Raw genomic sequence first — 12,692 nt, forward strand, 5'->3', positions numbered from 1 at the left:
ACACCCCCGCCCCCCCTCCCCACTCCCCCCCCTGGTCTTCCGAACCCCCGCCGGGCCCTGACGTCGTAGTGCCCGCGCGCCCCGGCCCCACACCCCCCCCTTCAGCGCGTCCTATGAGACGAAAGTCCCCTTCAGCTCACCGGCCGGGGCTAGTAACTGCGGGGTGTCCAGACGAAGCCGTCGTCCACCCTGGTCTTCGACGAACCGACGATCAGCAGGCACCGCATGTCCACAGTGGACGGATCCAGCCCGCCCAGCGTCGTCACGCGGACGTCCTCCTCCGGTCCGCCGACGTCACGGGCGACGACGACCGGAGTCTCCGGGGACCGATGCCGCAACAACACGTCGCGGGCGTCCGCGAGCTGCGTCTTCCGGGTACGCGAGGCCGGGTTGTACAGCGCCAGCACGAGATCCGCGGCACCGGCGGCGTCGAGACGGCGCTCGATGATCTCCCACGGCTTGAGGCGGTCGGACAGCGAGAGCACGCAGTAGTCGTGCCCCAGCGGGGCGCCGACCCTCGACGCGGCGGCCTGCGCGGCGGTCACGCCCGGCACGATCCGCACCCGCACCCCGGCGCCGTGCCCCGCCGCGGCCTGCTCCAGCACGGCGGAAGCCATCGCGAACACCCCGGGATCACCGGAGGACACCACGGCGACCCGCGCTCCCCCGGCAGCCAGTTCGAGGGATTCGACGGCCCGGTCGGCCTCGACGCGGTTTCCCGACGCGTGCCGCTGCTGGCCCGCGCGCTGCGGGACGCGGGCGACGTACGGCCCGTATCCCACGACATGCTCGGCGGCCGCCAGTTCGGCTTCGGCCTCCGGGGTCAGCCACTGCGGTCCCGCCGGGCCGAGTCCGACCACGACCACCTCACCACTGGTGACCTGCTCGGCAGGCACCGCGGGGGTTTCCGCGGGCTCACCGTCCACACGGGACGCATAGGCCGGGCTGGGCAACAAGGCAAGGGAGAAGTACGGCACCGACTCCGGATCGACGTCGGCGAACGGCTCCACCCGCTGCTGGCCCCAGGTCGCGCGCTCGATGTACCAGGCGTCGTCGAGCTTCCCCGCCTCGGCGAGCGCGTCACGCACATTGCCGAAGGTCCGGCCCAGCTTGAGCACCGCGGCGGCCTCGGTATCGGCCAGACGCCGGGCTAGTTCAGGCGCGGGCAACGTGCCCGGTAGCACGGTGAGCACCTCGTCGCGCTGCACCAGCGGACGGCCCAGAACCGACGACGCCGCGCTCACGGACGTCACCCCCGGGATCACGGTCGCCTCGTAACGCCCGGCGAGTCGTTCGTGCATGTACATGTACGAGCCGTAGAAGAACGGGTCGCCCTCGCACAGCACGACGACGTCGCGCCCGGCGTCGAGGTGCTCGGCGAGCCGTTTCGCGCTCAGCTCGTAGAAGTCCGCGATCGCGCCCTCGTATCCGCCGGGGTGATCGGTGGTCTCGGTGGTGACCGGGTAGACCAGCTTCTCCTCGATCTGCCCTTCGCGCAGGTAGGGCTGGGCGACCGAGCGCGCGATGCTGCGGCCGTGCCGCGCGCTGTGGTAGGCGATCACGTCGGCCTCGTTGATCAGCCGCGCGGCCTTGACCGTCATGAGTTCGGGGTCGCCGGGGCCGAGCCCGACGCCGTACAGCTTTCCCAGAGTCACGCTCATTCGGCGGCGCTCGCGAGTGCGTTGATCGCCGCGACCGCCATGGCGCTGCCGCCCCGTCGTCCGTGCACGACCAGATACGGCGCGGGCGCGCGCTTCGCCAGCTCCACTTTGGACTCCACGGCGCCGACGAAACCGACCGGGACGCCGATGATCGCGGCCGGTGCGCCGACGCCCTCGTCGAGCAGTTCCAGCAGCCGGAACAACGCGGTCGGCGCGTTCCCGATCGCCACCACGGACCCGGGGAGCTTGTCCCGCCACAGCTCCAGCGCGGCGGCCGACCGCGTGGTGCCCAGCCGCTCGGCGAGCCCCGGCACGCTCGGATCGTCCAAAGTGCACAGAACCTCGTTGGCGGCCGGCAACCGTTTTCGGGTCACCCCGCTGGCGATCATCTTGGCGTCGCACAGGATCGGCGCTCCCGCCTCCAGTGCCGCGCGGCCCGACTCGACGACGTCGAGCGTGTACCGCAGGTCGTCGACCAGATCGACCATCCCGCAGGCGTGGATCATCCGCACCGCGATGCCCGCGACGTCGTCGGGCAGGATCGCCAGATCCGCCTCCTCGCGGATCGTGGCGAACGAGTGCCGGTAGATCTCGGCCCCGTCCCGCAGGTAATCGATCACGTGTTTCCCTTTCGTACCGCCATTTCGCCCAGCTGCTCCACCGGGACCCAGGTGCCGTCGACACGGTAGCCGTCCTCGGCGGCCACGACGTCCAGATGTGACCGGGACGGCTTCCCGCAGCGCCGCTCACACCCCGAAACGTGCGCCGGCAGGTCCCCCGGCAACCGGACGGCGTCGGCGCGGACGTCGGCGCGGGACTTCGCGCAGCCGGGACGTCCGATACACGCGCTGACCCGGCGCCGCGGATCGGCCGGATCGGTCAAGAACCCCGCCCCCGCCAACGCTTCCCGCGCGCTCGCACCGACACCGGGCAGCACGATCGTGCGCCAGGGTGTCACCACGGCGTTGTCCGCCACGTCGGCCAGCAGGCGCAGTTGCGCGGCCGAGAGCTGCCCGAAGCGCGGAGCCACCCCGGTCGCGTCGCCGTCGTTCCCCGGCACCGGCCCGATCCGGTCATCCGGAGTGCCCTGCCACGACGTCGGAGCCACGCGCGTGCCGAAGTCCAGAGCCGGCAGCAACGCCGACGGATCGTCGAGTTCCCCTACCCGCCAAGCTGTTCCGCGCGTCTCGGCGAACGCGGCGGCCAGCGCCACCAGTGCGTCGACAGCGCTTTCGCGCGAGACACGCACGCCGGTGTCCTCACCGGCGAGCAGCACCGCGCCTTCCTCGGCGCCGACAGTGATCCAGCAGACGTCGGGCGCTTCGCCAGCGACGTCGCCCCGGCCGTCATCGAAGGCGAAGAGGAATCGGCCAGGCAGCGACGCCAGGCCCGGCCGGGCGCAGACGGCGTCGTCCAGTGCGGCGGCGAGCCCGCGTACGTCGGCAAGACCACCGGAAATCCCGCTCCACGGCGAAGCAAGGATGTTCCGCACTCGCTCGTGCGTCAGCGAAGGCAGCAACCCGGCTTCGCTCAACCTCGTCTCGAGCCCAGGGCGAGTCACCGCCCGGAGCTGGACATTTCCGCGCGAAGTCAGGTGGACGTCGCCGTCGCCGCACTCGGTCGCGGCGTCGGCGAGAGCTCGCAACTGCGCCGGGGTCACGACCCCGCCGGGCAACCGGACCCTCGCCAGCGGGCCGTCCGCGGCGTCGTGGGTGGCGAAAACCCCGGGGCACGCGTCGGCTCGTACCCGCGCACGGATGGACATGACGCTCACTCTAGCTGGCGCGGCCTTGAGCACTGCTCGGATGATATGTAGTAGGTGTGCTACATTCGATCGCAGTATTGAGATGGGGGTGAGGACAGATGAGCCACGACGCCGGCGACGTGATCCACGTCGAAGGCCTGCGCATGCGGTACGGGACCAACGACGTGCTGCACGACGTCGCCTTCCGGGCGGGCAAAGGGGAGGTGGTCTGTCTGCTCGGGCCGAACGGGGCGGGCAAGACGACCACGATCGAGATCCTGGAAGGCTTCCGGATGCGTTCGGCGGGCACGGTGTCCGTGCTCGGCGTGGATCCGGCTCGCGGGGGCGAGGACTGGCGGGCGCGGCTGGGGGTCGTCCTGCAATCCTGGCGTGACCACGGGAAATGGCGGGTTCGGGAGCTGCTGGCGCATCTCGGCGAGTTCTACGCGCCGTACTCGACGGCGTCGATCCGGCGGCCGTGGGACACCGACGAACTGGTCGGCGCCGTCGGCCTGACCGAGCACGCGAACAAGCGGATCAGGATGCTTTCGGGCGGGCAACGGCGGCGGCTCGACGTCGCGATCGGCATCGTCGGCCGTCCGGAGCTGCTGTTCCTCGACGAGCCGACCGCAGGCTTCGACCCCGAGGCGCGGCGAGACTTCCACGATCTGGTGCACCGCCTCGCCGACGACGACATCACGATCCTGCTGACCACCCACGACCTCGACGAAGCGGAGAAGCTCGCCGACCGGATCCTGATACTGGCGAACGGCCGGATCGTCGCGGACGGGTCGGCCGATCAGCTGTCCCGGCGGATCGCCGGGGAGTCGGAGGTCCGCTGGACGCGCGACGGCCAGCGCTTCGTGCACGCCACCACGGAGTCGACCAAGTACGTCCACGAGCTGTTCAAGCAGTACGGGGACGCGATCGGCGACCTGGAGGTCCGCCGGGCCTCGCTCGAAGACACGTACATGACGCTCGTCCGCCAGGCCGAGGCGGGCGACGAGCCCGTGGCCGCGCTGGACTTCGCCGACCGGAAGGTGGATGCGCGATGAACCCGCTCAACACCGCCGCGCGGGCCGGCCTCCGGCGTGGCCTGATCGAGTTCCGGCAGACACTGACCACCAAGGAGGATCTCGCCAACCTGATCATCCCGACGCTGATCTTCCTCGTCGTCATGATCTTCATGCGGGGCGCGAAACTGCCGGGGACGGACTTCTCCCTCGGCTCCGCCACGGTGCCCAGCGTGCTCGGCGCCGGGGTGCTCTTCAGCGGCCTGACCGGGATGGCGGGCGCGCTGTCGGTGGAACGAGAGGACGGCACGCTGCTACGGGCCAAGGCGATCCCGAACGGGATGCTCGGCTACCTCATCGGCAGGGTCGTCTCGGTCGCCTGCGGGGCCCTCCTCGGCATCGTCGTGACGCTGGTGCCTTCCCTGTTCCTGTTCGACGGTCTCGCCACCGGCGGGCTCGCCTCGTGGCTGACGCTGATCTGGGTACTGGTACTCGGCCTGCTCGCCGCTCTGCCGCTCGGCGCGGTCTTCGGCTCGCTGGCCGGCAGTCCCCGCAGTATGGGGCTGCTGATGATCCCGGTCATGGGGCTCGGCGCGATCTCCGGCATTTTCTACCCGATCACCGCGCTGCCCGAATGGCTTCAGTACGTCGCGCAGGCGTTCCCGATGTACTGGCTCGGTCTCGGCATGCGGTCGGCGCTGCTGCCCGACAGCGCGGTCGTCGTGGAGATCACGCAGTCCTGGCGCTCCTGGGAGACCCTCGGCGTGCTGGTCGTGTGGTCCGTGATCGGATTGGCACTGGCCCCTATCGTGCTGCGCAGGATGGCACGGCGCGAGTCCGGGTCGTCGGTGGCGGCACGACGGGAAAAGGCGATGCAGCGAATTGGCTGAGACAAGGTCATCATGAGCGAGGTCGTCTACAACCGCATCGCGATGCTGCGTGCCGAGCGCAACATCTCGCGACGTCAGCTGGCCGAGGCGCTGGGCGTGCACTACCAGACCATCGGCTACCTGGAGCGCGGCGAGTACAGCCCGAGCCTCTACCTCGCGCTGAAGATCGCGGAGTTCTTCGAGGTGGCGGTGGAGGTCATCTTCTCCACCGCGCCTTTCCCGCGCATCGGCGACCGCGAACGTTCCGCGTGAGCCTCAGCCTCAGCCGCCCGGTTTCGCTTCGGTCAGGGCCCGCACGACGTCGGCGCGGCGGGTGGCGGAATCCCGCACCGTCCGGCTCATCTCGACGTGCAGGAACACCGTCCCCGCCGCCGCGGCCGCCTTGCCCTGCACATTGGTCTTGGCCTCCAGCCCGGGGCAGGTCTGCGCCCAGCCCCGGCACACCACGAAGCCGTGGGCGCCGAGGCGGTCCGCGGCGCGGAACGCCGGGTCGCTTGCTTTGCCCACCCCGGTGGACAGCACGATGTCGGTGCCGGGCTGGCTGTCGTCGTCGAAGCCGTGCAACTGCACCTGCGCGAGCTTGCGCGCCATCAGCGTCGTCGCGACGACGTGGAACATCGAGCTCTCCTCGTGCGCCACGTCGGCCTTGCCGCCGCCCGCCTTCCGGTGTGCCCCGGCGATCATCAGCACCGCGCCGGGCACCTGCCGGAACTGGTCGAGCCCGGCGAGTTCGGTGCGCAGGTCGAACGCCGGATGCGGGACCTCGACCACCAAGGACGGCGGCGCGGAACGGTCGATGACGTACATCCCCCACGCCCGTTCGGTGCCGGACTCGTTGACCGCGATCGTGTAGGGCCGCCCGGTTTTCGCGTCGACGCCGTCCCGGACTGAGAACCCGAGGCCGTCGAGCGCGCTGGGCGTCGCCTTGCCCGCGTCGAGCACCTTGGTGAAGCCCTCCTGTCCCGCGCGGCGTTCGGCCGCCGAAGGCGGGCGGTAGGGCTGACCAGCGGAAAGCGCGCCGGTGAAGTCCGCGACCAGCGCGTCGAGCGACGCGGCCGAGGAATGCGCGACCGGCGTCGGCGTCTCGCTGCCGCCACGCACGAGAAGCACTGTCGTGGCCAGGCCGAGCGTGAGCACGAAGCCGGTCACGCCGAGCAAAATCCGGGGACGCCCGATCATCCTGCCGAGTCTAGTGCCGCCGGGCGCACCACTGTCCGGTGGCGGGGAGCACCGCCAGCAGGAGGACGGCGACCGCGGGGAACACCATCACCGGCCCGGCGACGAGGTAGGTGAACGCGCCGTCGGTCTCCCTGAACTCGCCGATCAGCAGGGAGAACACCACGACGCTGGCGACCGCCTGCAGGATGATCAGCGCCGCCCCGGCGAACACCAGCCATCGCCCCGCCGGGCTGCGCAGGAACAGCAGCACGGCCCCGGCGGCGAGCGCCGCCAGCTCCAGCACACACGCGGTGACGTGGAGGATCAACGACAGGCTGTACGGGTACTCCGGGCCGTTGAGCAGGAAAGCGATGTTCTGGTAGAGGCCCCACCACGTCCACGGCAGGCACAGCAGGGCGAGCGTGGCGGCGGCGATGGCGGTGCCCCCGTTCGGCGGGCGCACCACAGCGCCCGGATACCCGGGCTGCTGGACAAAGGTCATGCGCCGAACCTAGCGGCGAGCCGGGGCGCGGAACGGCGTACGTCCGGAAGCGGCCGTCGAGCACATCACCTTGACGCACGGGGACGCACACCGGAGAGTGAGAGCGCACCCACGCGTCGGCAGGTGGAGGAACCCGGTGGAAGTCCGGGACGGTCCCGCCACTGTGACCGGAGAGGTCTCCGGGAGTCAGGAACTCCGGCAGGCGCGCCCGACCAACCGGGGCGAGGACACCCCGGAGGAGGAACTCCGTGATTCTGCTGCTGTCCACTTCGGACACCGATCTGCTCAGCGCCCGTGCCAGCGGGGCGGACTACCGGCTGGCGAACCCGGCCCGGCTCCCGCTCACCGAACTGCGCGGCCTGCTCGACGGCGCGGCCGTCGTCGTCGTGCGCATCCTCGGTACCCCGCAGAGCTGGCAGGAGGGTCTCGACACGGTGCGGGCCTCGGGCGTGCCCGTCGTCGTGCTCGGTGGTGAACAGACCCCGGACGCCCAGCTGATGAAGCTGTCGACTACGCCCGCCGGGATCGCCGCCGAGGCACACGCCTATCTCGCCCAGGGCGGCCCGGAGAACCTGACGCAGCTGCACCACTTCCTGTCCGACACGCTGCTGCTCACCGGCGACGCCTTCGAGCCGCCCGCCGTGCAACCCGCGTGGGGCGTCCTCGACCGGCCCGCCTCGGACAACACCGGCCCGGTCGTGGCGATCCTCTACTACCGCGCGCATCATCTGTCCGGGAACACCGCGTTCATCCACGCGCTCGCCGCCGCCGTCGAGGAGACCGGCGGCCGCGCGCTACCGATCTTCTGCGCGTCGCTGCGCACCCGCGAGCCCGAGATGATGGCCGAGCTGGCCAAGGCCGACGCGTTGCTGGTCACGGTGCTCGCCGCGGGCGGCACCCGGCCGTCGGAGGCGGGCGCGGGCGGGGACGACGAGGCCTGGGACGTCGCCGAAATGGCCGCGCTCGACATCCCGGTGCTCCAGGCGCTGTGCCTGACCAGCGACCGCGAGACGTGGCAGGACAGCGACGACGGCCTGACCCCGCTCGACGCCGGGAACCAGATGGCGGTACCGGAATTCGACGGCCGCCTGATCACCGTGCCGTTCTCCTTCAAGGAGATCGACTCCGACGGGCTGCCCCGTTACGTCCCGGACGCCGAGCGCGCCGGCCGCGTCGCGAAGATCGCGCTCGCGCACGCCCGGCTGCGGCACACCCCGCCGCCGTCGCGGCGGATCGCGCTCATGCTCTCGGCGTACCCGACGAAGCATTCGCGCGTCGGCAACGCCGTCGGCCTCGACACGCCCGCGTCGGCGATCAAGCTGCTGCGGCGGATGCGGGAGCAGGGCTACGACCTCGGGCCCGACGCGTTTCCCGGCGTCGACCCGACCGGCACCGAACAGCCCGACGGTGACGCCCTCATCCACGCGCTGATCGCCGCGGGCGGGCAGGATCCGGAGTGGCTGACCGAAGAACAGCTGTCCGGCAACCCGATCCGGGTGCCCGCGGCGCGCTACCGGGAGTGGTTCGCCGAACTGCCCGCCGAGCTGCGCGAGGCGATGGAAGAGCACTGGGGCCCGGCGCCCGGCGATCTCTATGTCGACAACGGCGACATCGTTTTGGCGTCGCTCCAGTCCGGCAACGTGATCATCATGATCCAGCCGCCGCGCGGATTCGGCGAGAACCCGGTGGCGATCTATCACAACCCGGACCTGCCGCCGAGCCATCACTACCTGGCCGCGTACCGCTGGCTGGAGGAGGAGTTCGGCGCGCACGCCGTGGTCCACCTCGGCAAGCACGGTTCGCTGGAATGGCTGCCGGGCAAGACGGCCGGGCTCTCGCCGTCGTGTGCGCCGGACGCCGTGCTGGGCAATCTGCCGCTGATCTATCCGTTCCTGATCAACGATCCCGGCGAGGGCGCGCAGGCGAAACGCCGCGCGCACGCCACGATCGTCGACCACCTCATCCCGCCGATGGCACGGGCCGAGTCCTACGGCGACATGGCGCGGCTGGAGCAACTGCTCGACGAGCACGCCAACATCGCCGCGATGGACCCGGCGAAGCTGCCCGCCATCCGCGCGCAGATCTGGACGCTGATCCAAGCGGCGAAGCTGGATCACGACCTCGGCGTCGAGGAACGTCCGCACGACGCGGAGTTCGACGACTTCCTGCTGCACATCGACGGCTGGCTCTGCGAGGTCAAGGACGCGCAGATCCGCGACGGCCTGCATGTGCTGGGCTCCGCGCCCGAGGGCGAGGCGCGGGTGAACCTCGTCCTCGCGATGCTGCGCGCGCAGCAGATGTGGGGCGGTAAGCAGGGCGCGGTTCCCGGCCTGCGGTCGGCGTTGGGGCTCAAGGAGAACTCCGACGCTCCTATGTCCGAAGTGGACGCCATCGAGCAGACCGCGCACGCCCTCGTCTCGGCGATGGAAGCGCACTCGTGGTCTCCCGCCGCCGTCCCCACGGTGCTCGCGGAGGTCCGTGAAGGCCTCCTTCACAGCGCTGAGGGTAATGAAGGGGGCCTTCACGGACCGACGGCGGAGATCGAGCGGGTGCTGACCTTCGCGGCCGAGGAGATCGTGCCGAGGCTGGCCGGGACGGCGTCCGAAGTGGACATGGTGCTGCACGCGCTGGACGGCGGCTACGTCCCGGCGGGGCCGAGCGGGTCGCCACTGCGCGGGCTGATCAACGTCCTGCCCACCGGACGGAACTTCTACACCGTCGACCCGAAGGCGATCCCGAGCCGTCTGGCCTGGGAAACCGGCCAGGCTCTGGCGGATTCGCTGCTGCGCCGCTACCGCGAGGACACCGGGGACTGGCCGCGTTCGGTCGGCCTCTCGGTCTGGGGCACTTCGGCGATGCGGACGTCCGGGGACGACGCGGCCGAGGTGCTGGCACTGCTGGGCGTCCAGCCGGTCTGGGACGAGGCGTCGCGCCGGGTCACCGGGCTGGAGCCGATCCCGCTCGCCGAACTGGGCCGCCCGCGCATCGACGTCACGGTCCGGATCAGCGGGTTCTTCCGCGACGCGTTCCCGCACGTCATCACGATGCTGGACGACGCGGTGCGGCTGGTCGCCGGGCTCGACGAGCCGGATGAGCAGAACTTCGTCCGCGCCCACACCCGCGCGGATCTGGCCGCGCACGGCGACGAACGCCGCGCCACGACCCGGATCTTCGGCTCCAAACCGGGCGCGTACGGAGCCGGGCTGCTGCCGCTGATGGACTCCGGGAACTGGCGTGACGACAAGGATCTCGCCGAGGTGTACGCGGTGTGGGGCGGCTTCGCCTACGGCCGCGGCCTCGACGGACGGCCCGCACGCGAGGATATGGAGAGCTCGTACAAGCGGATCGTCGTCGCGGCGAAGAACACCGACACCCGCGAGCACGACATCGCCGACTCCGACGACTACTTCCAGTACCACGGCGGCATGATCGCGACCGTGCGAGCGCTCACCGGCGCCGCGCCCGCGTCGTACGTTGGCGACAGCACCACGCCGGACGCGGTGCGGACCCGCACGCTCGGCGAGGAGACCGCGCGCGTGTTCCGCGCACGCGTGGTGAACCCGCGCTGGATCGGCGCGATGCGCAAGCACGGCTACAAGGGCGCGTTCGAGCTGGCCGCGACGGTGGACTACCTGTTCGGCTTCGACGCCACCGCCGGGGTGGTCGGCGACTGGATGTACGAGAAGCTGTCCGAATCGTACGTCCTGGACCAGGTGAACCAGGAGTTCCTGCGCCAGGCGAACCCGTGGGCGCTGCGCGGCATCATCGAGCGGCTCAACGAAGCCGCCGACCGCGGACTGTGGGCCGAACCGGACCCGGACCTGCTGGCGCGAATGCGCGAGGTCTACCTGTCCCTGGAAGGCGATCTCGAGGCGGAATAGCTGTCCACCACGCCGGAATGCCGGACGAATATCCGGCATTCCGGCGTTATCGGTCCTCCTGCGGCCTTCTGGTCCAGACCACATCTTGACATCCTGAATGGTCTAGTCCAATGCTGTACGGCATCCCGCCTCACAGGAGGACAGATGCAAAGACGCACGCTGACCGCCCTCGGATTCGCCGCCGCCACGCTCATCGGGGCCGCGACCACCCTGGCCGCCACCGCGGACGCCCAGCCCGCCGCCGCGGCGCTGCCCAGCAACTGGTACGCCTCGGCGCCGTACCTCATGCCGCAGAGCAACAACCCGCCCGACCCGGTGACGGTGATGAACGCGACCGGCCAGAAAGCGTTTCAACTGGCCTTCATCCTGGCGCCCGACGGCGGCGGCTGCTCTCCCACCTGGGACGGCAAGTCGCCGGTCCCGTCGGACACCGCGGTGGCCGGGGTGATCGACCGGATCCGCGGCGCCGGCGGCGACGTCTCGGTGTCGGTCGGCGGCTACGGCGGGACCAAGCTCGGCCAGACCTGCGGCACCGCGGACGCCACCGCCGCGGCCTATCAGCAGGTGATCACGAAGTACGGCCTCAAGGCGATCGACTTCGACCTCGAAGAGCCGGAAATCGAAAACACCGCGGCGATCGCGAACGAACTGGGCGCGGCGAAGAAGCTGCAGGCCGACAATCCCGGCCTGTTCCTCTCGATCACGATGCCCGGGATTTCCAGCGGCGCCAACTGGTTCGGCACGCAACTGATCGACACGGCGAAGTCGATCGGCCTCACCCCGGACAACTTCTCGATCATGCCGTTCGACGGCGGCTTCAACGGCGGTTCGTCGCAGGTCTCCGCGCTCGAAGGGTTGCACGGCCAGCTGATGAGCCATATGGGCTGGGACAGCGCGACCGCGTACGCGCACGAAGGTTTCTCGGGCATGAACGGGAAGTCGGACACCTCGGAGTACTTCCAGGTCGCCGACTTCCAGACCGTGTACGACTACGCCACCAGCCACAAGCTGGGCCGGTTCACCTTCTGGTCGGTCAACCGCGACCGGGCCTGTTCCGGCACCACGGACAACGCCGTGTGCAGCAACGTCCCGCAGAACGACTGGGACTTCACGAAGTTCAGCACCCGCTTCGCCGGGGCGACCCCGCCGGTGAGCACACCGCCGACGACACCCACGACACCGACGCAACCGGGCTCGTGCACCGCTGCCGAATGGCAGAAGTCCGCGATCTACACCGGCGGCAACGTCGTCGCGCACAACGGCCACAAGTGGACCGCGAAGTGGTGGACGCAGGGCGAGGAGCCGGGAACCACCGGCCAGTGGGGCGTCTGGACCGACAACGGCGCCTGCTGAATTCCTTCAAGCCCGGACGCCGGGCAGGTGGGTGTTCTCGCGCATGACGTCCCTGGCGAGCGCGGGCACCTCGACCACCCGGCGTCCCGCGGCCTCCAGCTGCTCGGCGCCCTCGCAGACCACGAAGATCTCGGGCTCCCGCCAGGCGAAGACGACCCGCGGGATCCCGGCGTCGAGGATCAGCCGGGTGCAGCTGGCCGGGCTGGACGACCGGACGCTGCAGGGTTCCAGCGAGCTGTACATCGTCGCGGTGGCGAGCCGGGGATCGCTGGGGTCGAGTTTCGCGAGCGCGGCCTGCTCGGCGTGGTTGCGCGGATCCCCTTCCCCGGAATGCCCGGTGGCCAGTACCGCGCCCTCGGCGTCGGTGACCACCGCGCCGACCCGGAACGTCGCGCTCGGCGGGCACCGCGCCGCGCCCCCGCGGGGCACCCGCCCCCCCCGGCGGTGCACCCGCGCCGGGTGGGCGGCGGCGGCGGGCCGCACCACCGCC

11 protein-coding genes and 1 riboswitch are annotated in these 12,692 nt (G+C 70.7%); of the genes, 5 read left to right on the forward strand and 6 right to left on the reverse strand.

The window, feature by feature from the left end:
• Positions 1 to 149 precede the first annotated feature (149 nt).
• Genes ACFWX1_RS18045 through cobG form a run of 3 tightly spaced genes read right to left on the reverse strand, consistent with a single transcriptional unit; the run spans position 150 to position 3,426 of the window.
• On the reverse strand, positions 150 to 1,661 hold the full coding sequence (locus tag ACFWX1_RS18045; protein WP_378388601.1) for a precorrin-2 C(20)-methyltransferase: 1,512 nt from the start codon (positions 1,659 to 1,661) through the stop codon (positions 150 to 152).
• Positions 1,658 to 2,281 (reverse strand): precorrin-8X methylmutase, encoded by a 624-nt coding sequence (locus tag ACFWX1_RS18050; RefSeq protein ID WP_378388603.1) that lies wholly within the window; start codon positions 2,279 to 2,281, stop codon positions 1,658 to 1,660. Before ACFWX1_RS18050 ends, ACFWX1_RS18045 begins: the two co-directional genes overlap by 4 nt.
• Positions 2,278 to 3,426 (reverse strand): precorrin-3B synthase, encoded by a 1,149-nt coding sequence (gene cobG / locus ACFWX1_RS18055; protein WP_378388605.1) that lies wholly within the window; start codon positions 3,424 to 3,426, stop codon positions 2,278 to 2,280. Before cobG ends, ACFWX1_RS18050 begins: the two co-directional genes overlap by 4 nt.
• Positions 3,427 to 3,524: 98 nt before the next feature.
• Here cobG and ACFWX1_RS18060 point away from each other — a divergent pair, with 98 nt between their 5' ends.
• From ACFWX1_RS18060 to ACFWX1_RS18070, 3 genes are read left to right on the forward strand one after another with little or no spacing between them, the layout of a single operon-like run.
• Positions 3,525 to 4,460, forward strand: a complete 936-nt coding sequence (locus tag ACFWX1_RS18060) for an ABC transporter ATP-binding protein (RefSeq protein WP_378388607.1) — start codon at positions 3,525 to 3,527, stop codon at positions 4,458 to 4,460.
• Positions 4,457 to 5,308, forward strand: a complete 852-nt coding sequence (locus ACFWX1_RS18065) for an ABC transporter permease (RefSeq protein WP_378388609.1) — start codon at positions 4,457 to 4,459, stop codon at positions 5,306 to 5,308. Before ACFWX1_RS18060 ends, ACFWX1_RS18065 begins: the two co-directional genes overlap by 4 nt.
• A gap of 12 nt (positions 5,309 to 5,320) precedes the next feature.
• Positions 5,321 to 5,560, forward strand: a complete 240-nt coding sequence (locus tag ACFWX1_RS18070; protein ID WP_378330197.1) for a helix-turn-helix transcriptional regulator — start codon at positions 5,321 to 5,323, stop codon at positions 5,558 to 5,560.
• Between the two features lie 9 nt (positions 5,561 to 5,569).
• Here ACFWX1_RS18070 and ACFWX1_RS18075 read toward each other — a convergent pair whose 3' ends face one another.
• Complete coding sequence (locus ACFWX1_RS18075) at positions 5,570 to 6,487, reverse strand: hypothetical protein (RefSeq protein ID WP_378388611.1); 918 nt, start codon at positions 6,485 to 6,487, stop codon at positions 5,570 to 5,572.
• Positions 6,488 to 6,497: 10 nt separating this feature from the next.
• Positions 6,498 to 6,968: a hypothetical protein gene (locus ACFWX1_RS18080; RefSeq protein WP_378388613.1), complete on the reverse strand. Its 471-nt coding sequence runs from the start codon at positions 6,966 to 6,968 to the stop codon at positions 6,498 to 6,500.
• Positions 6,969 to 7,094: 126 nt separating this feature from the next.
• Positions 7,095 to 7,164, forward strand: a riboswitch (cobalamin riboswitch).
• Positions 7,165 to 7,216: 52 nt separating this feature from the next.
• Here ACFWX1_RS18080 and cobN point away from each other — a divergent pair.
• Positions 7,217 to 10,849, forward strand: a complete 3,633-nt coding sequence (cobN, locus tag ACFWX1_RS18085; protein WP_378388615.1) for a cobaltochelatase subunit CobN — start codon at positions 7,217 to 7,219, stop codon at positions 10,847 to 10,849.
• A 144-nt stretch (positions 10,850 to 10,993) separates the two neighbouring features.
• Positions 10,994 to 12,202, forward strand: coding sequence for a chitinase (locus ACFWX1_RS18090; RefSeq protein ID WP_378388617.1), 1,209 nt, complete (start codon positions 10,994 to 10,996; stop codon positions 12,200 to 12,202).
• Between the two features lie 6 nt (positions 12,203 to 12,208).
• Here ACFWX1_RS18090 and ACFWX1_RS18095 read toward each other — a convergent pair.
• Positions 12,209 to 12,692: deaminase (locus tag ACFWX1_RS18095; protein ID WP_378388619.1), on the reverse strand; the 484-nt coding region annotated here is incomplete at its 5' end.

Origin of the sequence: Amycolatopsis sp. NPDC059021 (assembly GCF_042739895.1) — a bacterium.
In the GTDB taxonomy this organism is placed as follows: Bacteria; Actinomycetota; Actinomycetes; order Mycobacteriales; family Pseudonocardiaceae; genus Amycolatopsis.